21 protein-coding genes, 1 tRNA gene and 1 pseudogene are annotated in these 20,660 nt (G+C 58.3%); 7 read left to right on the top strand and 16 right to left on the bottom strand.

Annotation, left to right across the window (positions count from 1 at the left end):
- Positions 1-25: 25 nt before the first annotated feature.
- Entirely contained in the window at positions 26-2,122 is a 2,097-nt protein-coding gene (locus DHN60_RS05745) for an AAA family ATPase (protein WP_108836308.1), read from the bottom strand.
- 457 nt (positions 2,123-2,579) lie between these two features.
- On the opposite strand from DHN60_RS05745, the gene DHN60_RS05740 reads away from it, so the two are divergent.
- From DHN60_RS05740 to DHN60_RS05725, 4 genes are all read left to right on the top strand, one after another.
- Positions 2,580-2,777, top strand: coding sequence for a hypothetical protein (locus DHN60_RS05740; RefSeq protein ID WP_199913634.1), 198 nt, complete (start codon positions 2,580-2,582; stop codon positions 2,775-2,777).
- 236 nt (positions 2,778-3,013) lie between these two features.
- A complete protein-coding gene (locus tag DHN60_RS05735; RefSeq protein WP_108836306.1) occupies positions 3,014-3,355 on the top strand; it encodes a hypothetical protein in 342 nt (113 codons plus the stop codon).
- Positions 3,356-3,500: 145 nt separating this feature from the next.
- Positions 3,501-4,280 (top strand): hypothetical protein, encoded by a 780-nt coding sequence (locus DHN60_RS05730; protein ID WP_108836305.1) that lies wholly within the window; start codon positions 3,501-3,503, stop codon positions 4,278-4,280.
- Between the two features lie 68 nt (positions 4,281-4,348).
- Positions 4,349-4,768: an AAA family ATPase gene (locus DHN60_RS05725; RefSeq protein WP_108836304.1), complete on the top strand. Its 420-nt coding sequence runs from the start codon at positions 4,349-4,351 to the stop codon at positions 4,766-4,768.
- Between the two features lie 538 nt (positions 4,769-5,306).
- Here DHN60_RS05725 and DHN60_RS05720 read toward each other — a convergent pair.
- The 7 genes and pseudogenes from DHN60_RS05720 to DHN60_RS05690 form a co-directional block, all read right to left on the bottom strand.
- A pseudogene (locus DHN60_RS05720) lies at positions 5,307-5,624 on the bottom strand (ATP-binding protein); the annotation flags it as partial.
- Positions 5,625-5,847: 223 nt separating this feature from the next.
- Positions 5,848-5,922, bottom strand: a tRNA-Phe gene (locus tag DHN60_RS05715).
- Between the two features lie 107 nt (positions 5,923-6,029).
- Complete coding sequence (locus tag DHN60_RS05710; protein WP_108836302.1) at positions 6,030-6,200, bottom strand: DNA gyrase inhibitor YacG; 171 nt, start codon at positions 6,198-6,200, stop codon at positions 6,030-6,032.
- Complete coding sequence (locus tag DHN60_RS05705) at positions 6,197-7,219, bottom strand: ribonuclease E/G (RefSeq protein ID WP_108836301.1); 1,023 nt, start codon at positions 7,217-7,219, stop codon at positions 6,197-6,199. Before DHN60_RS05705 ends, DHN60_RS05710 begins: the two co-directional genes overlap by 4 nt.
- Entirely contained in the window at positions 7,216-7,785 is a 570-nt protein-coding gene (locus tag DHN60_RS05700; protein ID WP_108836300.1) for a nucleoside triphosphate pyrophosphatase, read from the bottom strand. The genes DHN60_RS05705 and DHN60_RS05700 overlap by 4 nt, the downstream gene beginning before the upstream one ends.
- A gap of 9 nt (positions 7,786-7,794) precedes the next feature.
- Positions 7,795-8,013 carry a translation initiation factor IF-1 gene (gene infA / locus DHN60_RS05695; protein WP_005978431.1) on the bottom strand — a complete coding sequence of 73 codons (219 nt, stop codon included), beginning with the start codon at positions 8,011-8,013 and terminating at the stop codon, positions 7,795-7,797.
- A gap of 83 nt (positions 8,014-8,096) precedes the next feature.
- Positions 8,097-8,987 (bottom strand): carbon-nitrogen hydrolase family protein, encoded by an 891-nt coding sequence (locus tag DHN60_RS05690; RefSeq protein ID WP_108836299.1) that lies wholly within the window; start codon positions 8,985-8,987, stop codon positions 8,097-8,099.
- A 145-nt stretch (positions 8,988-9,132) separates the two neighbouring features.
- On the opposite strand from DHN60_RS05690, the gene DHN60_RS05685 reads away from it, so the two are divergent.
- Complete coding sequence (locus DHN60_RS05685) at positions 9,133-10,095, top strand: LysR family transcriptional regulator (protein WP_108836298.1); 963 nt, start codon at positions 9,133-9,135, stop codon at positions 10,093-10,095.
- A 42-nt stretch (positions 10,096-10,137) separates the two neighbouring features.
- On the top strand, positions 10,138-10,836 hold the full coding sequence (locus tag DHN60_RS05680; protein ID WP_108836297.1) for an NAD-dependent deacylase: 699 nt from the start codon (positions 10,138-10,140) through the stop codon (positions 10,834-10,836).
- A 37-nt stretch (positions 10,837-10,873) separates the two neighbouring features.
- Here DHN60_RS05680 and DHN60_RS05675 read toward each other — a convergent pair whose 3' ends face one another.
- The 4 genes from DHN60_RS05675 to meaB form a co-directional block, all read right to left on the bottom strand.
- Positions 10,874-11,356, bottom strand: coding sequence for a copper chaperone PCu(A)C (locus tag DHN60_RS05675; RefSeq protein ID WP_108836296.1), 483 nt, complete (start codon positions 11,354-11,356; stop codon positions 10,874-10,876).
- A 46-nt stretch (positions 11,357-11,402) separates the two neighbouring features.
- Positions 11,403-11,744, bottom strand: coding sequence for a hypothetical protein (locus DHN60_RS05670; RefSeq protein WP_108836295.1), 342 nt, complete (start codon positions 11,742-11,744; stop codon positions 11,403-11,405).
- Between the two features lie 118 nt (positions 11,745-11,862).
- Positions 11,863-12,153, bottom strand: a complete 291-nt coding sequence (gene rpmB, locus DHN60_RS05665) for a 50S ribosomal protein L28 (protein WP_108836294.1) — start codon at positions 12,151-12,153, stop codon at positions 11,863-11,865.
- Between the two features lie 152 nt (positions 12,154-12,305).
- Positions 12,306-13,280, bottom strand: coding sequence for a methylmalonyl Co-A mutase-associated GTPase MeaB (meaB, locus tag DHN60_RS05660; protein WP_108836293.1), 975 nt, complete (start codon positions 13,278-13,280; stop codon positions 12,306-12,308).
- Positions 13,281-13,369: 89 nt separating this feature from the next.
- On the opposite strand from meaB, the gene hrpB reads away from it, so the two are divergent.
- Positions 13,370-15,778, top strand: a complete 2,409-nt coding sequence (gene hrpB / locus DHN60_RS05655) for an ATP-dependent helicase HrpB (protein ID WP_108836292.1) — start codon at positions 13,370-13,372, stop codon at positions 15,776-15,778.
- Positions 15,779-15,995: 217 nt separating this feature from the next.
- On the opposite strand, the gene gndA is transcribed toward hrpB, so the two are convergent.
- The 4 genes from gndA to DHN60_RS05635 form a co-directional block, all read right to left on the bottom strand.
- Positions 15,996-17,393, bottom strand: coding sequence for an NADP-dependent phosphogluconate dehydrogenase (gndA, locus tag DHN60_RS05650; RefSeq protein WP_108836291.1), 1,398 nt, complete (start codon positions 17,391-17,393; stop codon positions 15,996-15,998).
- 57 nt (positions 17,394-17,450) lie between these two features.
- A complete protein-coding gene (locus DHN60_RS05645) occupies positions 17,451-18,434 on the bottom strand; it encodes a 2-dehydropantoate 2-reductase (RefSeq protein ID WP_108836365.1) in 984 nt (327 codons plus the stop codon).
- On the bottom strand, positions 18,431-19,336 hold the full coding sequence (gene argF / locus DHN60_RS05640; RefSeq protein WP_108836290.1) for an ornithine carbamoyltransferase: 906 nt from the start codon (positions 19,334-19,336) through the stop codon (positions 18,431-18,433). The genes DHN60_RS05645 and argF overlap by 4 nt, the downstream gene beginning before the upstream one ends.
- A gap of 79 nt (positions 19,337-19,415) precedes the next feature.
- Complete coding sequence (locus DHN60_RS05635) at positions 19,416-20,588, bottom strand: aspartate aminotransferase family protein (RefSeq protein ID WP_108836364.1); 1,173 nt, start codon at positions 20,586-20,588, stop codon at positions 19,416-19,418.
- Positions 20,589-20,660: the final 72 nt, after the last annotated feature.

The following is a 20,660-nucleotide window of genomic DNA, read 5'->3' as shown; positions in this document are numbered from 1 at the left end:
GATGCACTCGGGACCAACCTTAGGATCAGTGAAGCCAGCGCATATTTTGGACAGCATTCTCCGAAATCGAATGGCGCTCTTTGCCTTTTGCGGATTTCAAATCACGCGACAGCTGCTCAAGCTCGGATCGGTTCAATTGCCGCCTTTCGACAAGCGCCTGGGCCACGCCCTCAACTAAGTACTTACTTTCGCCGATGATCTTTTCTGCCAGCCGGTTTGCGGTATGCAGCCTCTTCTGAACACGAGCCGCCAGATCGCGGTCTTGAAGCCAGTCTTGCAGATTATCCATGTTTACTGGGCGCCAGATCAAATCGTCGTTGGACAACCCGAATTGTGTTTCGGCTTGGATTGCCAACAGAGTGGCTTGAGCAAGATCGCTTTGCTCGCCAGCACCGGCGCCCGAAGAAACGCTACCAAGGCATGAACATTCCGCCACGCGCCCAGCCATCAAAACAGCAAGTCGATTGTCCAAGCTTCGCGTTTCATGACCGAATTGATCGAGCTCAAGGTTAACGTGCCCGCCCTGTGACGACACCTGAGCAAATGTGGGCAATCCCACGTGAAGGGCCTGTGCTACTACAATGTGACCAGCTTCATGGATTGCCATCCTGTACAGGTTCTTGGCAGGCAGTGGCTTGGCAAATTGATCAAGAGCAGACTTGAGATGCTGGATTGCAAACAAGCGCCCATCTTGGCGCGCAATAGAGCGTGCTTGCCGCACCAGGGCAGCCGCATCCGCGCCGGAATGCCCAAGCATTTCAATTGCGATTTCGCGAAGGTCAACCTTACTGATCTTGAAGCCTGCATGCGCAGACAAGATCTCCACCAGAGCTTCTCGATCCGGAAGGAGCAGGTAAATTTTCTGGTCGAAACGTCCGGAGCGCAGCAGCGCAGCGTCCAGCTTTTCACGATAGTTGGTCGTGCCGATGACCATGACCCCGTCTGTCTTTTCAGCACCTGCAAGTTGCTCGAGCAGCCCGTTCAAAGCGGCGCGGTTGTAGTTTTCGTTGTTGCCCGAGTTGGTTGCACGATCCGCAAAGCTGTCGATTTCATCAATCAGCAAAACCGACGGCGCATTGCGCTTCGCTTCTTCGAAATCATCCCGCATAGCTGCAAGAAAGTTGCCCAGATGCCCTTCAGCCTGCCAACTGGCATAGCTGGCACAAACAAAATGTGCGCCGGTTGCCTCCGCAAATTTCTGCGCGGCAAAGGTCTTTCCGACACCCGGGGGGCCATCGAGCAGAATGTTGTTTGGGATCTCCGCCCAACTTAGTTGACCCTCTGAGTATGCTTGGATGTCAGCTACAAGGCGCATCAATTGCGCCTGTGCTGACCCCAGACCTTTGACGTCGTTGAGAGCTTTGGGATTGGCTTTCGTATGCACAGTCAGCGTATTCAGCTGACGGACAAATGCTGGAAGCTTGGGCGTGCGAAGTACCAACATCATTTCGCTCAGGGTGATCGACGCCAAAGCAGCGTCGGATGGCATCTCATAAAGCGCCCGCGTCAACAGAGTCGGGTTTTGGCGACCCTTCATCATAGCAAACAGCATCAACACCATGTTGCGCGACCACGGGGTCAGCGAAACGGTGTTGGTAGATTTCTGATGCATAGCGCCTGGCAACACCTCGACACTTGGTACAACAATAACCATTGGCGCCGCTTCCTTTGCGGCCAGAGCCAGAGCCTCGTTGAAATCTGATGCTCTCTTCGCCGGCGTCGTCTTGCGCCAGCGGGATTTATAGCAAACCACATTTGGACGCAGTTCGTCTGGGTTTGTTTTGCTAATCGCAGGGATCAAACCGTCGACAAATGCGTTCTCCACTGCCTCCACCCAGTCACCGTCACCGGTTTCAACAACCGTAAATGAAAATGGGCGGCGCAACTGATCGGCGATCTGATCGCGGCTGCCTTGCCAGGTCGCACAAACACGGATCAGTGCGGCCACGGCGCAATAGTCCTTGGCGTACTGCTTTGGCGGTGGCTCGTCAGCCGTTGCGTCCTCGTCGAATGCGCCCCACTCGGATTTACGGTTGGCTGTCTTGATCAGGCTCTCAAAGCCTGGTGTGAACCAGCCATTCAAACGTGGGTACACATATGATGTATAGGCTTGGGGCTGCATCGAAGTGCCCTTTCAATTCTCGAATTCTGGAAACTGCGCAGCCGAAAGGCCGCGCATACGCGATGGAAGTCAGCTGCGTATGAGTTTCTCTTGCAGCGGCACGAAGCGCTGAGATTTCGAGTTGTTTGAAAGCACCGTATTTTCCTCTGGGCATTCATCAATATGAATAGTGCCCCAAAATAGCAACCCGCAAGTAAGCAGCGAGGCAATTTGGATAGCGCTACAGCTGGCTCAAATTCCTAAGGAAGAAGGATATTGCCAGGCTTCTTCTTGCAGAGTGCGAGACGCTGCATGCACGCCGCCCCTTCGCTTTCTTTTATTTAGATCTCCATAGTGGCATCCCCGAACACAGCGGGTCTCTGTGCCGTCGCCAAGACCTCATTGTCGCTTGCTCGTTATGTCTTCGATAAAAATCCAAGATAACGAATATAGGGGGGACGATTTGAGGATGGTGGTTGTGGACGCGATTGCGAAGATCCCGCGCGCGTGTTTTGTCCAAAAGAAGCCGATCAAGCAGATATGTCGTGAACCGCATCGTTCGATTCCGATTGATCCGCGCTTCGAAAGCATGCATGCCGAAGCCCATCTGGGCATCCTCCAGGTTCGGAATGCGTTGCATAAAGGCAACTATATCGTTCAATGTGTAGCTGGCTAAGAATTTCTTCACTGAATTTTGAAGGATAGGCTGCTCTCGATCACCCCTGGGGACACCAAGGATAGGATGAGGCTGTTCTTGTTGAGCAAGAATAAGCTCGCCCTCTATCCTTATTTCACAAGGATTGTCCCGCCCTCTATCCTTGTAAAATACCATTATTTATCAGATAATTACATACGTTGACACTCTCCCCGACTTGCCTACCTGATGACTTCATCGGCAACAAAGGAGGGTACATGACCGACGACAAGCTATGCCAGGTATTGGAGCATCTGCTTTCGGGCACTCAAGTAAGCGTGGCTGAAAACGTAGTCGACGCAGCCAAAGAGCATTTGCAGCGAAAACATCGCATTTCGCATCCGGAAGGTGATTTTGACAGCGGTGGCCGTTTTTACCTCGCGGTTGAAGAGCGCAGAGGGTGCTGTGAATGGATTCGAGAACCGTCACGCGCACACCCTTACTCTGAAATGTTGCATGGTCGCAGCCTGCGTCATGTAGCCGAGCTCTTCGAAGCCGACGAGCTTGAAGTGCGCCGGTTGGCAAAACGAATCGAGAGCGAATTCAAGGCCACGTCTTAACAACGGGGCGCAGCCGCCACGATCCATCAGCGAAATTAGAGACCTGAACAGGTGATGAGCACACGTTCATCGCAGGCCCTCGCTTTGCCCGTTGAAATCATGGCTGCGCCACTTCGCAACCCATCACCTAAGGGAAAAGGATATCATGACCAACAAACCTGAGAACATGGAAGTTTTCGCCATAGGCGCATTGCAAGAGTTCTTGGCACTCTCGCCAAAGAAACCTGACCTTTTGTACCCTCTTAAACACATCGCCACCTCGAACTTTGGAGAGTTTTGGCGCAACCGCGACACAATTCCAGCGCATGACGTCATCTCTCGCGGCTTGGAGCGCTTAATGCACTGTATCTGCGCTGATTTTCCTATGCTAACGCACGACTTTTGGTTGCGCGTGTTGGACGCAACAAGTCAAAGGACAGAGCTACTTCTGGAAGAAGTCCTGTTTGTCTGGCCCGACTCCCAAGAGTGCTGTTCGTTGGACGACGAGAATAGCCCCACTGATCTGACTCCTATCCAACAGATTGCCATTGCAATGGTTGCTGAACACTTTTGGAGCATGCCACTGAACGACCGAAGCTTGCGCAATTCAGTAGCAACAGTATCCAGACGACCTGAGTTCGCATCATTCTCCGACGATCCGGAACCATACGAATTTTGGTCGGTTTCGGATTTCAAATGGCAACGTATTGGAGATATTGCCTCGATGAGGCTCACCCATAAACTATATGCCGATATGGATTTTGAAGCCGTACTTACCATTGCGCGTGCGAAAAAAGGCTTTTCCGCAAGAGGGTTAAACGCCCTGAAAGAATATTGTGGTCCCGCGGTGACAGCATATCAAAGAAGAGCAACCGACGACGCAATTCGTGCAGGCGCTATAGTCTTTTTTGCCAACCTCGAAGAACAGACTTCGACGGATGAATAGGCAGGTGCGGCGGCGGGTAACCGCTGCCGCACTGTCCAAAAACGAAAATCTTGAAAGGGGAGAAATGAATGCTTTACCTCCTGCGCGGCCCGTCTGGGTCTGGGAAAACCACTTTGGCCAATACCCTGTTATTGGCAGGAGTTGTCGACCACGTCTTCGAAGCCGATCAGTTCATGATTGATGAAGACGGAACCTACAAATACGACCGCAGCCGACTGCAATATTGCCACGACCAATGTGAGCGCGCGACACGAGAAGCGCTCGCACAAGGCAAAAACGTTGCGGTCGCCAACACGATGACAAAATGTTGGGAAGTAGCAAAGTACTACGAAATGTCTGACGACGTGACCATCATCACGCTGGAAGGACAATTCCCAAATGTTCATGATGTTCCAAGCGATATTGTTGAGATGCAACGGAAACGGTTGGAGAGGTGGAGCATCAAAGATCGCGCCCAAAACAAAGGAAAGAAGATGGTCAAGGTGTAAGACTTCAGGCTTGATCTGGAGATTCTACACATGTCGGGCGAGAGTAGCGATTTGGAAGCGGCTGGTATAGCAGAAGCTTTTGATCTTTTCTTACCGCGGCATGGCTTTGCCGTGCGCCGGTCGGGCAGTGAACGAACTGGGCTTTTTGCCTCCTAGAAAGACCGGTGCCGAACCGCTTTTCCAAATGCTCTTTCCGTGATTTGAACGCGGTTCCAGCCGGAACACCGGTAACCTCCCGTTCGGCGAGTGGACGCAAACATTAGGCGCAGAGCGCCTGACCGGAGCTCTGCTCGAGAAATAGCCGAAAGTTGGTGACGGCCCAGAGGGGCGGCATATCATGGCGGTGTTCAGAACGCCGTCAATTCTTGGAGAGAAAGGGATAAGCGCAGTTAGTTCAAGCGTTTTTACTCACTGGGGTCGAATTCAGGATGTAACAGTGTATGGCTTCGGCAAAACTCATGAAATAGTTACCGTCAGCTGTGCCAACCGCCGAGAATTTGATCAGAGTTGTCAAGAAGCAAGAACCATTCGCCAGAGTTCAAGGCCAAAGTGCTGCTTGAGACGCTGAAGCGCGAGTACACCAATACGGCGATCCACCTAGACAATCGTGTACTCGCCCGACGATGATCCATTGTTGGAACCGGTGGCTGTCATCGCCTGTTTCTAGGATGTGATGTCGGTGTGTGGGCCGGTCGATCAAAGCCGTTGTCATCTTTGCGTTGTCGTAGACCTGGGCCCATTTTGAGAAGCAGAGGTTTGTGGTTATGAATGCGCTGGCGCGCTCATGAAGATTGCTGAGCAGATGAAATTGAGGCGTACCTAAGCAGGCACCGAACGGCAGATAGCTGAGCTCATTCTGCGAACGATGGCTCGTGTCCGAAGGCGCGTTTATTAGTCGAGCGTGATTTGCCACATCCCACTCGAATTGGGAGAGGTATCCCAGGTAGCCTCGAAATTAAGGCGTCTGAAATATGTGTTAAAGTGGTACTAAATGGTACAGACGTGGTACGGCCACGCCAACGCACATAAAGCTGCCAGCGCAACTTCGTTATAAAGTCTATTTATTTCATTATGTTAAGTGGTGCCCGGGGGCGGAATCGAACCACCGACACGAGGATTTTCAATCCACTGCTCTACCCCTGAGCTACCCGGGCACGGGATGAAGGCGCTGACCTTCTGGGTGGAGGCGTGATAGGACGTCGGCCAAACACTGTCCATAGAAAAACCGACAAAAAATGCACCTCCTTAGAACATTGGGAGGTCAGTGTGTTGTATGGCCCTCATCGGTCTCGACATCCTGATCTTCTTCTCGCTCAGACGGGATGGCATAACCACCACTCATCCAGCGTGCCAGATCTATGTCCGAGCAGCGGCGCGAGCAAAAAGGGCGAAAGGCGGCAACGGTCTCGCGTTGGCAGATTGGGCAACTCATGCCAGCACTTCACTCAGTGGCAATCGCGCGCGTTTGCGCTGCAATTCGTAGTGGCCGAGCGGTGTCCACCCGGCCAGAACCGTATCCACGTCATCCGTGCGAAAGGCCGCCCGTAGCGCACCCTCAAAACTCCGCCGTTCTTTCTTGGGCATCGGCGCCAGATCAAGCACAACCTGACCGCCAAGACCGCGCACACGCAAGGCTGCTGGCAGAGCGCGCGCGCACGCCATGTTCGCCTTCAGTCCGGCCGCAAAGGAGCCGTCAGCGCCCGTATTCACATCTACAGCAACCAGCGCGCGGGTCGGTTCGATGAACATCGACGCCTGTGCCCCCAACGTCACCTGATCGCCGCGTGCAGAATCTATGGCGTCCAGAACGCCGTGATCTTCAAAACAGTCCGCATCCGTCACCACATCTGCCGGATCCACCCAATCGCGCCATGCCAGAACGTGCGGGCCATCACCCTGCGCCAAAACTTCCGGCCCGGCGCTTGCATCCTCCAAAACGGACTCGGCCACCCCGCGCATTGCGGCAATGTCCTCGGCCACCTCATCCGCTTCGGCCCCTGCCGCGGCAGAGCGCAGGATCAGACCCATCTCGCTGCCTTCCATGCCTTCATGCGCCAGAACGAGCAGTTCATCACGGACATCGTCGTCCCGGATGCTGCGCGATAGGTTCAGCCCCGGCGCATCCGGTGTCACAATTGCATAGCGGCTTTTGAACAATAGCTTGTGGGAGACCGGAATGGCCTTGCCCGGTTCGGCGTAGCCTGTGACCTGCACTTGTAAAACTTCACCCGCGCCGATTCCCTTGACCCCGCGCAGATACGCCTGCCCGTCCGGTGTCTTGAGGAACAGCCCGCCCTGCCCAGCCACAGGCCGGTCCGTCACAGCGGAATAGACCGTACCGGGGCGTGGGCGATCCCCCTCGATGAGCAGATCGATCAATCGGCCATCTTCCATCAAAGCAGAGGCCTCGCGCCCCCCAACGTGATCCAGAAAAATCTGACGACCCTTCATGTCCAAACCCTCAATCCAGCGGCCTGGAGTACCCCGGCCGTTTCGGCCAGAGGCAGACCGACAATGCCTGTAAACGAACCCGATATCCACGGGATCAACGCGCCCGCAGGCCCTTGAATGCCATAGCCCCCTGCTTTGCCGCGCCAATCCTCGCTGGCGATGTAGGCGGCCATCTCAGAAGCGGACAGAGCCTTCATCCGCACCGTGCTGACCACGTCCTTTTCCCAGATGCGCGCTCCTTTGCGCACAGCGATGGCGGTGATCACCCGGTGGCGGCGGCCCGACAACGCGGTCAAGAACTCACGTGCCTCATCCGCATCGGCGGGTTTGCCCAAGATACGCCGCCCCAGTGCAACCGTGGTATCGGCGCACAACACAACGTCCTCATCATCAGCCTCAACAGCGGCGACCTTCTCGCGGGCCATGCGCGCACAGTAAGGGCGAGGCAACTCGCCCTTGATCGGGTCTTCGTCGATGTCGGGGGCGCGGATGGCGTCAGGCACAAGGCCCAATTGCCCGAGAAGCTCAAGCCGTCTCGGGCTGCCAGATCCCAGCACAAATGCCATGGATCGAGCTTACTTGAACCGGTAGTTGATGCGACCTTTGGTCAGGTCATAGGGGGTCATTTCGACCTGCACTTTGTCGCCTGCCAGAACGCGGATACGGTTCTTGCGCATTTTTCCTGCCGTGTGTGCGATGATCTCATGGCCATTTTCAAGCTCGACCCGAAACGTCGCATTTGGCAGGAGTTCCTTAACGACACCGGGAAATTCGAGCGTATCTTCCTTGGCCATGGTCTCTCCTTTGTTACCTCAGGCCCGCGCGCAGGCGGACGCGCCACTAAATGCGCCCGCTGGTGCCATAATTCAAGGGGTAATCAAGCCAGCCGCGTGACTGTGACCGGATCGGCACGGCCCTGTTGCAACGTCCAGTGGCGGCGGTTGAGTACGACACCGTCAGCGCGCACCGCTGCAATCACGTCCAGATCAACTTCACCATAGACCCAACCGGGTACGTTGAGTTCCCCAAGCGCGATAACACCTGTTTCGGGAAAGCCGCGATCTGGCGGGCCAAATATACCGCCCGCGCCTGTGCTGATGTCCACAGCCGGTGACCACGCCGCCGCGCCCACTACGGATGACATCACGGTAACGCATTGATTTTCAAGGGCACGGGCCTGTGCGCCAATGCGTACTCGGGAATAACCGCTCATCGCCTCGGTGACAGACGGGACCAGAAGAATATCTGCCTCAGCCAAGGCCCGCCCCAAAAGGGGAAACTCACTGTCGTAACAAATCAGAATGCCGATTTTGCCGAGGCTCGTCTCAAACAACTGCAACGGCCCACCGGGGACAACATCCCACTCCTCAGCCTCAAAACGGGTCATGATCTGCTTGTCCTGCACGCCCACGGCCCCACTGGGCGCAAACAGGCGCGCTCGGTTGACTGGACGTGTAACCCCTTCGGGCAGCGCATCAGTGGCCGGACCCGACCCGGCAAGGATATGCACGCCATAGGCGCTGGCCAAATGCGCATGCAACGCATCCGCGTCCGCCAAACGATCAGACACAGCAAACAGCGAGGCCTCCAGATCGCCCGCGACGTCCAGCCCTGCCAGCGTCGCAAGCTCCATCGCAGCGTATTCGGGAAAGACCAGCAGGTCAGCACCGGCATCGACGGCCTCACTGACCCACGCTGTCAACTTGTCCTCGTAGGCCGCCCAGTCGGGCAGGACATCCAGCGGATAAGAGGCGGTGGCAATCTTCATGGCCCCATGATGCCCAGCGCGACCCGTGCTGGCAAGTGCATGCTATCATCGCAAAATTGAAATATGTGGTAGCAGTCACTGTATTTTTCATTGACCGAAAGCCCCGTAGTTTCAATAAACGCGAAACTGCGGTAAGGATCGGGATATGTTGAGCAAAGGTGTGACACTGCGCGGCCTCGAAGTTTTTGAGGCACTGGCCGCTACCGGTTCTGTGGCTCAGGCGGCTAATGCCACCGGCCTCAGCCAACCTGCCGTCAGTCAGCAGTTACGCAATCTCGAAACCGCACTGGCCACCGACCTTATTGATCACGCCAAGCGACCCATGCGGCTGACCCCGGCAGGCCACAGCTTTCTTGCCCGCGCCGAAGCTGCGCTGTCCCAACTGCGTCTGGCGCAATCAGAACTGACGGTGATGGACCTCGCCCACCTCTCGGCGCTGTCCATCGGAGTGATCGACGATTTTGAGAATGATCTGACGCCCCGGCTGGTCACCATCCTTGCCGACAGCCTGACTCGGTGCAAATTCACGCTGGCCACTGCGCCCAGCCACGAAATCCTGCAAGCGATCACCGATAAACGCCTGCATATGGCGATTTCGGCCAGTGACGGCGTGATGCGGGACGGAGTGATCGAATACCCGTTAGCACGTGATCCGTTTATCCTCGTTGCACCCAAAGGGGCCGCACAACACGGCGACCTGCTGGGCAGCCTGACTTCCCTGCCTTTTCTGCGTTACGAGCGTGATCAGTTGATCTCCCGGCAGATCGAAGCACATCTGGCGCGCCAAAAGCTGGATTTGCAGGACCGGTTCGAGATTGGCAGTCATCTGGCCCTGATGGCCATGGTGGCGCGCGGCATTGGCTGGGCGGTGACAACGCCACTGGGTTTCATGCGGGCCGGGCGGTTTCATGACAACGTCGAAGCCTTCGCCCTGCCTATTGCGCCTTTCTCACGCACGATTTCTCTGTTTGCCAGCGCAGATTGGGCCGGCGACGTGCCAACAGATGTGGCAAACACGATGCGCCGCCTGATCCAGACACATATGATCGACCCAGCTCTGTCGCACCTCCCATGGCTCGCCGGAGAGCTGCGGCTGATTGAGGCATGAGGCAGTTTCGTACTGCGCAGCACTAACAAAAGTGAGGCCACAATGACCCACCCCTCAATCGTGATTCTGACTGGCGCAGGCATCTCCGCCGAAAGCGGCCTCGGCACCTTTCGCGACGAAGGCGGGTTATGGGCCCAACACCGAATCGAAGATGTTGCAACTCCCGAAGGATTCGCACGCAACCCGACACTGGTCGTCGACTTTTACAACGCCCGCCGCGCGCAGGCACACGAGGCCGTCCCCAATGCCGGTCACGCAGCGCTCGCGCGCCTTCAGGCCGAACACAAGGGCGAGGTGCTGCTGGTCACCCAAAACGTGGATTCTTTGCATGAAAAGGCAGGCGGCAGCGACGTTGTACACATGCATGGTGAACTGGCTTCCGCCCTATGCAGCAATTGCGGGCACCGCTGGACGGCCCCGCTGCATATGGAAGTTGGCGAGGCCTGCCCAACCTGCGCCCAACCCACAGCGCGCCCCGACATCGTCTGGTTCGGCGAAATCCCCTATCATATGGAGCGGATCGAGGCCGCGCTGGCACAGGCAGACATCTTTGCGGCGATCGGCACCTCCGGCAACGTCTATCCCGCGGCCGGATTTGTGCAGATGGCAAGGTATGTGGGCGCGCGCACAGTCGAGATGAACCTCGACCCATCCCAAACCGTGGACTTGTTTGAAGACACGCGGCCCGGCAAGGCCTCTGAAACGGTGCCGCAATGGGTAGACGACGTCCTGAACGGCTAGGGCTAAGGCGGAGGTGTCCTCCGCCCGCCCTCGCTGATCAGTTCGACTTGTTATCGTGCCCGCCATGTGCTCCAGCACCCGGCGCGCGTTCATTGTCGACAGGTATGCTCACCTCAACCTCGCCCGCAGTCTCGAAAACCAGCGTCACACTGATGTCGGCACCTTGTTCCAGTGGGCCCGTCAGGCCCATGAGCATGACGTGTTCGCCGCCGCGCTTAAGCTGGATCATCTCGCCCGCTGCCACGGGAAACCCGTCTTCGACCTCCATCATTTGCATGATGCCGTCGCCCGTCTCTTTGTGGGTATGAAGCTCAACCCGCTTGGCCGCATCCGTGCGCACTGCGATCAGACGGTCATCCTGCTGGGACATGTTGTGCAGTGTCATAAAAGCAGCGCCTGACTTGGCTGCCGGGCTGGCCGCGCGGGCATAGGGATCCATCACCATGATGCTGTCGGCAAAGGCAGGAAGGGCAAACAGGGTCGCCGTGGCAAAGGCCAAAGCGCGTGTACGATAGGACATGTGTGTCCCCTTTTTTGATCTGAGTTGTCGTTTTGAAGGGCTTGGCTCAGATCAGAATCGGAGGCGCCCGCGCCATACCATGAAATGATGCACTGACGATCCGTGCAGGTTCCTGCGCGGGGACGGCATGATGGGCGTAAACAGGGGCGGACCCAACCAAGGACCCACCCGGCTCCAACACGTCGAGCGCATGCAAGGCACAATCCGGACAATGATGGGGCACGGACACAGGCGCACCGTCGGCCCCGATATAGACCACAACCGATTGCGCGCCGACGCACAGCACCATGTGATCGACGGCCCTGTCAGATCCACGCGCCGCGCCTGTTGTGTGACTTGTCATCACAAACACCGCGCACAGCAACAGAGATAAAAGGGATCGCATCATGGAGCCGGTGTATCGGACCGGGGGGACGCACTCAACTGCGCGAAACCGCCCACTAGCGCGACAAAAAACCCCGCCTGCGGTAGCAGACGGGGCAATGTCTTCAGGACAAGTCCGGCGCTTATGCGTCGGCGGCTCGGGCCTTCATGATCTCTTTTTTTACTTTCAGCATGCCAGGGGACAGCTCGGCGTCTTTGGCTTTGGCCATGAAACCGTCCAGACCACCGCGGTGGTCTACTGTGCGCAGGGCAGCTGCTGAAATGCGCATCTTGATGCCGCGGCCCAGTGTTTCGGACTGCAGGGTCACATCGTTCAGGTTCGGCAAGAACCGACGACGCGTTTTGTTGTTGGCGTGGCTGACATTGTTGCCAGTCATCGGGCCTTTTCCGGTCAATTCGCATACACGCGACATGGGCGTACCTCGTGATTTGTTGCGAGGGTCAGGCGCTCGCACATATAAAAAGGGTGCCGCTGGCAGCACCCGGGAATCTGGTGTTGGGTGATTAGGCGCGGTTGGCGTCCGCGTCAACCCCTCCGGCGGGGTCGAAACAGGCAATCGCAACGTTATCGGCGCAAATGCGTCTGAACCAGTTCAAGAGCAGCGGCAACGGGGGTCAAATCACCCTGCGCCACATGTGCGGCCAAATCGTCCATACCGGCGCGCACCCTTGGGTCGTCCAGCTGTGAAAGTAGCGCCTGACGGACCTCTTCCTCAAACCAATAGCGGGCTTGAGCTGCACGTGTTGCGTCGAAAAAGCCCTCGCGCCGCCGCCAGTCGACAAGGGTCTGCATATCCGCCCAGGCCGCTTCCAACCCTTCTTCCGCAAGTGCCGAGACCATCATCGCGCGGGGGTACCCCTCAGGATCCTGCGGCCGCTTGCGCAGCAGACGCAATGCCCCGGCGTAGTCCGCACAAGTGCGCGTGGCGGCCGGTTTCAAATCCCCGTCCGCTTTGTTGATCAGGATCATGTCAGCCATCTCCATGATGCCGCGCTTGACCCCCTGCAACTCGTCTCCGCCCGCAGGGGCCAGCAGCAACAGGAACAGGTCCGCCATCTGCGCCACAACCGTTTCTGACTGACCAACCCCAACGGTTTCGATCAGCACCACGTCAAACCCCGCCCCTTCGCACAAGGCCACCGCCTCGCGAGTGCGGCGCGCCACGCCACCCAGATGGGTGCGACTGGGAGAAGGACGAATAAACGCACCCGGCTCACGGCTCAAACGATCCATGCGGGTTTTGTCCCCAAGGATCGACCCACCTGAGCGAGCCGAGCTGGGATCAACGGCCAGCACAGCAACGCGCAAACCCTGCCCAATCAGCATCATGCCAAAGGCCTCGATAAAGGTGGACTTGCCCACCCCCGGCGTGCCCGATAACCCAATGCGCAGGGCCTGCCGGTCGCGGGGCAAGGCGGCGATGACCTCGGCCCCCTGCGCCTGATGATCGACGCGCGCACTTTCCACCAGAGTGATGCCACGGGCCAGCGCCCGACGCTCGCCGCGCGCAATTCTGTCTGCCAGATCCGTGGTGTCCATCGCCCGTCCCCTTTCCGCTTCGTTGTGGGAAAGGCACAGGCAAATGTCCAGTGTTGGCGCGAGGGTGCGCTTCAGCCATAAGGCGGCCCATGACCGCCACACTCCCCATCGACGCAATACTGCCCGATCTGATCAACACTCTGCGTGATGCGGGGCGCGCCGTGCTGCAAGCCCCTCCCGGGGCTGGCAAGACCACACGCGTCCCACTTGCGATGCTTGAAGCAGGACTGACAGACGGCAAAATCCTGATGCTGGAACCCCGCCGCCTCGCAGCGCGGGCTGCCGCTGACAGGATGGCCATGACATTGGGGCAAAAAACTGGCCAGACCGTCGGCTACCGCATCCGGGGCGACAGCACCGTTGGCCCGAACACGCGGATCGAAGTCGTCACCGAAGGCATCCTGACCCGCATGTTGCAAGACGCCCCAGACCTGCCGGGGATCGGCGCCGTCATCTTTGATGAATTCCACGAACGCTCGCTTAACGCCGATCTCGGTCTCGCGCTCTGCCTTGAGGTGGCTGACGCCCTGCGCGACGACCTGATCCTACTGGCAATGTCCGCCACACTGGACGCCGCCCCCGTGGCCGAGGTGATGCAGGCCCCCATCCTCACCAGCGAAGGCAAAAGTTTCGAAGTCGCGCCCCACTGGCTGCCCAAACCGATCCCCAAAGACAAAAGGTTCGAAGCTGCGATGGCCGACCTGATCCTGCACGCTCTTTCAGAGGCCGAGGGGTCTCTGCTTGCCTTCCTTCCGGGCGAGGGCGAAATCCGGCGCGCCCTGTCTCTGATCGAACCGCACCTGCCAACAGGCACGACGGCCCACCCTCTGTTCGGAGCAATGGATTTCAAAGCCCAACGCGCCGCCATCACGCCATCGAAACAGCGCAAGGTCGTCCTCGCCACCTCCATCGCCGAAACCTCACTGACAATCCCGGGCATCCGCATCGTGGTCGACGGGGGGCGGTCCCGGCGTGCCCAATTCGATGCCGCCTCCGGTATGTCACGACTGGTGACCGAACGGGTCACGCGCGCCGAAGCGACACAGCGGATGGGGCGCGCAGGCCGGGTCGCACCTGGCACGGCCTACAAATTGTGGACCAAAGGCGAAGACGGGGCTTTGGCCGCCTTCCCGCCCCCAGAAATCGCCAGCGGAGATCTCGCAGGCTTTACCCTCGAACTTAGCCTCTGGGGCAGTGGAGAGAGCTTGCGCTTTGTTACCCCGCCGCACGAAGGGCGCTTGAAAGAAGCGCAAAGCCTGCTTCAGATGCTCGGCGCTCTGGACGAAAATCTGAGGATTACAGATCACGGTCGCGCCCTTGCGCGCCAGCCACTACATCCGCGTCTCGCGCACATGCTGGTCACGGCTGGCAAACAGGCCGCCCCCCTTGCCGCTCTGCTGGCCGAACGCGACCCCCTGCGCAACCGGGGCACAGACCTCGCCCTGCGCATGCGGGCCCTCAATGATCCAAACGCATTTGCGGACGCGCATCGCGGCTCGCTGGCGCGCATCCGGGACGAGGCCAAGCGGTTAAGACGCAGCGCGCCAGACAGGCTTCCACTGGATCTGGGCGACATGGCCGCCCTCGCCTACCCCGACCGCATCGGGCTGCGCCGCACAGGCGACGCCCCGCGCTTTGTTTTGTCAGGTGGCAAGGGCGCGATCCTGCCACCGGGTGACGCACTGTCCGGGCATCGCCTTATCGTGGCCACGGACCTTGACGGCGATCCCCGCGAGGCGCGGATCAGACAGGCGGTGGCGTTCAGCGACAGCGCCCTCGAGGCCCTCTTTGGCGATCAGATCAAATGGCAGAACATCTGCCAGTGGTCCAAACGCAGCCGCAGCGTTCAGTCACGCCAGCAACGTGTTTTTGGTGCGCTTGTGCTTGAGGACAAGCACTGGCCGGACGCCTCGGATCAAGACGTGGCGCGGGCCATGCTGGACGGGATTGCTGACTTGGGATTGAACCCCTCCCGCGCCGCCCGACGACTAATAGCGCGCGCCGCTCTCATGGGGCAGGACTTCCCCGACCTGAGCGAGACCCACCTCATGACCACGCTCGAAGACTGGCTCCTGCCCCACCTGACCGGTGTACGCTCTCAGGCAGACTGGAAGGCCTTCGATATCCTGCCAGCCCTGCAATCGCTGCTGGGCTGGGACAATATGCAAACCCTCGACCGCACCGTTCCGGGCCACTTTGAAACGCCGCTGGGGCGCAAAATTGCAATTGATTATGACGAGGCCACACCCGGCATCTCCGTGCGGCTACAAGAGATGTTCGGCGTGACCCGGCACCCGATGGTCGGCCAAACCCCGCTGCAAGTCACCCTGCTCTCGCCCGCCCAGCGTCCCGTGCAAGTCACCTCCGACCTGCCCCGCTTCTGGGCGACAAGCTACGAAGATGTACGCAAAGACATGCGCGGGCAGTACCCCAAACACCCATGGCCAGAAGACCCAACCCAGGCCGACCCGACCTTACGTGCTAAGCCGCGCAAATAAGGCAGAAGACACTTCTGACTTACGTGGCGGCCTCTGCCCTTCTCTGATTTTCAAAAATCCCAGGGGAGTCCGAAGGACGGGGGCAGAGCCCCCTGAAGCATGGCGTCGCGCAGCGCGCGTCCGCCGCATCACTGCAAGGTGGGTTAACGTCCCCAAATCCGTGCATCATCGGTGCACAGCCGTTTTCGCCCAGCAAACTTTAAAAACAAAGGGTGAGTCACCCCCATGACCCGTGATGGTCGCCATCTCTGTCCACTCTCTTAAATCCATGATTACCAAAGTAGTCGCGCAATCCCTGAATCATATCCGCCGTCCCGCGCGCACGAGACATGCTGTCATGCCATGACAAGGCCGCAGACAAGGCGGGTACAGGCTGACCGGCAAGGGTCGCTGAGGCAACGACCCGGCGCAGGCCAGGCACCGTGCTTTCCAAACGTGCAGCCATGGCTGAAGCAAGGATCATCTGACCAAATGGAAGTTCGCCTCGGAACGCATCTGCAAACTCGTCCAGCAGTGCAGAGCGAATGATGCAGCCCGCCCGCCAGATCTCGGCAATCCGGGCCATTCCCAACGACCACTCAAATGCTTCCGAAGCTGTTGATAGAACCGCGAAACCCTGTGCATGGGCCAGAATGCGGCCGGCCAGCATAGCACTGGCCAGATCATCCTCACTCGGCGTTGCCGGTGCACTGGCCCCCGACTCCAGCACATCCTGCGCGGCCACCCGCACCTCTTTTTGCGAGGACCAACCACGCGCCCCGACCGCAGCTTCAATAGCCGACGCGGATTGCCCCAGTTTGAGCGCTTCAATCACGGTCCAACGACCCGTTCCCTTTTGCCCGGCGGAATCAAGGATCACATCGATCACCGGCTTGCCTGTCTCGGCATCAACAGCTTGCAGAACCGAGTGCGAAATCTCGACAAGGTATGAGGCCAGCGGGCCATCCGCCCAGCGCCCGAACATAGCACCAATATCTGCAGGGGCCATACCAGCCATATCACGCTGAATGCCGTAAACCTCTGCAATCATTTGCATATCAGCGTATTCAATTCCGTTGTGCACGGTCTTTACGAAGTGACCAGCCCCGTCAGGACCAACATGCGCCACGCAAGGATCACCCTCGAACCGGGCCGCAATAGCTTCGGCCATGGGGCGAAACTGAGCCCATGCATGATCCGACCCACCCACCATCATCGAGGGGCCATGACGCGCGCCTTCCGCACCGCCCGACACGCCCATGCCGACGAAATGCACACCCGTGCCTTCCAGCCGTTTCGTGCGCGCGCGGGTGTCGTTGAAATCCGCGTTGCCTCCGTCAATAATCGTGTCGCCATCGCTCAGCAGCGGGGTCACTTCCTTGATCATGGCATCCATCGGCGCACCAGATGGGATCATAAAAAGGATCGTGCGCGGCGCTTTGATAGCATTGATAAAATCCATCAGGTCTTCGTAGCCACGCACTGCGCCTGTCAGCCCTTCGGCTTCGTTGAGAAAGGGGCCGATCCAATCGGCCTCACGGTTGGAGACGGCAACCTCAAAGCCTTTCTCGGCAAGATTAAGCGCCAATGCGCTCCCCATAGTGCCCAGTCCGTAAACGCCTATGTCTGCTGCCATAATGGGCCCCCATATTCCTTTTCGACGACCATAGAGAGCAGGGTCTGACGCGCAAGCCTAGGCACGAATATCGCTGGCAGTGAGCCCCGGCGGGCCTGCATCGGCGTCTTCTGCCGCGCGAACCAAGGCGCGCATCCTCGCATTCAAGGGGGCCTGCCGCCCATGGCGCTCGGCAAGATCCAGTATCGCCCCCTGAAGCGCATCAATCTCGGTCTTTCGCCCCTGTTTGAGGTCATCCCACATTGACGAACGCGCATGTGCGTCAATCGTCAGCATGCTTGCAGCAACCACACGAAACAACGGTGTAGGGAGGCGCAGTACATGCGGAATGATATGTGGTGGTGCGGCAGTGGTTTTGGCGGGCGTGATCCCGGCAACCCTCAGTATGCGCAGGGCCTCCGTCATCTGATCGGCCAGCACACGCCGCCACGCGCGATCCTGCAACTGCTCAAGCAACGGCATATCAGCCAGCGCATTGACCGCATTACCGAGGTTAATCAGCAATTTGCCCCACTGGATGGACTCAATGTTATCAACCGCTTGCCAGATCAGGTGGGCGCAGGACAGGTCAGGCATCGGACCCGCCTCAACCAGAATATCGCCCGATGTCGCGCGGTGGTACTGGCCCAGGCCGCGCGACACCACGTTGAACGGCACCATCGCAGCGCGCACATCGGCACGCGGCAAAACTGCGCGCAACCGCGCGGCATTGTCGACACCATTTTGAAGGCTGATCACCTGAGCATCAGGCGCATGGGTCGCAATCAGGCGCCCCATCGCTTCGGTGTCCCCGGACTTGACACAGACCAGCAACAAATCGGCGCCCGCCAGAGCAGTTTCAGGATCGTCAGACCCAGTAATACCGCCCACCTCTAGGCTGAGCCCGTCAAAGTCCGTGAGCCTAAGCCCATCTTGGGTGACCGCGTTGATCACCCCCGCGCGCCCTAGAAATCGGACGTCAAATCCTGCATCACGCAACAGCCCCCCGACAAAGCAGCCGATACTGCCTGCCCCGGCGACCGCTATGCGGGGTATGTTCAAACGCCCAGACACCAACGCATGATTGCCTTTTGCGCATGCAGGCGGTTTTCGGCCTCGTCAAAGATGACTGAATGCGGACCATCCATGACTTCGGACGTAGCCTCGTCGTCGCGATGGGCGGGCAGGCAGTGCATGAACAGACTGTCGGGCTTGGATTTGGCCATGAGGTCGGCATTAACCTGATAGCCGCGCAACTGGTTGTGTCGCCTTTCACGCGCGGATTGCGGATCGTGCATCGACACCCATGTGTCCGTCACAACAAGGTCCGCATTTGCGACCGCCTCATCCGGATTTCTCACGGTGGTATACAGGCCATCTAGACTGCGTTCTGGGTCAAGTGGCTCAGGTCCGGTGAACACAAGATCGAATTCGAACTGTTTCGCCGCATGGGCAAAGCTCGCAAACACGTTGTTCCCGTCGCCAGACCAAACGACTTTTTTTCCTTTGATGGGTCCGCGGTGTTCCTCGAACGTCATCACGTCCGCCATGATCTGGCAGGGGTGAGTGCGGTTGGTCAGCCCATTGATGACTGGAACCGTCGCGTGCTCTGCCATCTCAAGTAGCGTAGCCTCTTCGAACGTGCGGATCATGATCAGGTCGACATAGCGGGACAGGACACGCGCCGTGTCAGCGATCGTCTCACCGTGGCCAAGCTGCATATCACTGCCGGACAACACCATTGTCTGCCCACCCATCTGGCGTACGCCGACATCAAAGGACACGCGGGTTCGCGTCGATGGCTTTTCAAAGATCAGAGCGACCATGTGCCCGGCAAGGGGCTGGTCGTCATCGAGTTGCCCCTTTGGGCGACCTGCGCGTGCCTTTTTCATGGATTGCGCGTCGTCAATGATGGTCCGCAAGTCTGTGGGTGCGGTGGTGTGAATGTCTAAAAAATGGGTCATAGCATTGGTCTCTTGAATGGAGAGCACCGAGGGCAATCTGCCCCCGGGCCTCCGAGGATGGTTGGATACGAAAGAGCGACTACGCCGCGAGGGAGGCAGCCGCCTTGTCGAGGCGATCAACGGCCTCGCCAATCTCTTCGTCCGTGATGTTCAGCGGTGGGAGAAGACGGATTGTGTTGTCCGCTGCCGGCACAGTCAGGACTTGCTGGTCATAACCGGCCTGCACAATGTCCGTATTTGTGGCCTTGCATTTGATGCCGATCATTAGGCCCTGCCCACGTACGCTTTCGAACATGTCAGGATGGGCTGCGACCAAGCCTTCGAGCTTTTGGCGCAATGCGCCCGCCTTGCGATTCACATCGTCCAGAAATTCGGGCGTGTTGACAGCATCCATCACCGCGTTGCCAACAGCACAGCCCAACGGGTTGCCACCATATGTGGACCCATGGGTTCCTGCGGTCATGCCGCTCGCCGCATTTTCCGTGGACAGCACAGCACCCAGAGGGAAGCCCCCACCGATGCCCTTGGCCACCATCATGATGTCAGGTTCAATGCCCGCCCATTCGTGTGCAAACAATTTACCGGTCCGGCCCACACCGCACTGCACCTCGTCAAGGATCAAAAGGATCCCATGTTCGTCACACAGATCGCGCAAACCCTTCAGGCATTGATCTGGCACAGGTATGATACCACCCTCACCCTGCACAGGTTCGATCATGATCGCAGCCGTGTGATGCGTGATTGCCGGGGCGATGGCTTCGTGATCTGCAAACGGCAGATGAACAAAACCAGGCAAGAGCGGGCCGAAGCCCTTGGTCATTTTCTCAGAACCCGCTGCAGCGATCCCAGCAGATGAGCGGCCATGGAAACTGCCCGAGAATGTGATGATCTCGGTGCGTTCCGGATGTCCTTTTTCGTACCAGTATTTGCGCGCCATTTTTACAGCCAACTCACAGGATTCAGTGCCCGAGTTCGTAAAGAACACGGTGTCGGCAAAGGTCGCGTCGACCAGTTTATCCGCCAACGCTTTTTGCTGTGGAATCTCATAGAGGTTCGAAGTGTGCCAGACGGACCCCGCCTGCGCGGTCAGCGCCTCTGTCAATGCAGGGTTAGCATGACCAAGCACGTTCACAGCGATCCCCGCCCCCAGATCAAGAAAACGTCGCCCGTCCGCCTCGATCAGCCAGGAGCCTTCGCCTTTTACAAAGCTAAAGGGGGCACGATTATAGGTTGGCAAAACGGAAGCGATCATGGGGATCATCCTATCTGGGTGGCCTTGTGGCATGACTGCGTTGGTGCATGAGCCACGGGGCAGGGTCAACAA

Origin of the sequence: Tateyamaria sp. Alg231-49, from assembly GCF_900143535.1 — a bacterium.
In the GTDB taxonomy this organism is placed as follows: Bacteria; Pseudomonadota; Alphaproteobacteria; order Rhodobacterales; family Rhodobacteraceae; genus Tateyamaria.
Note: the sequence above shows the minus strand (reverse complement) of the source record. Positions and strands in the feature narration are given on the sequence as shown.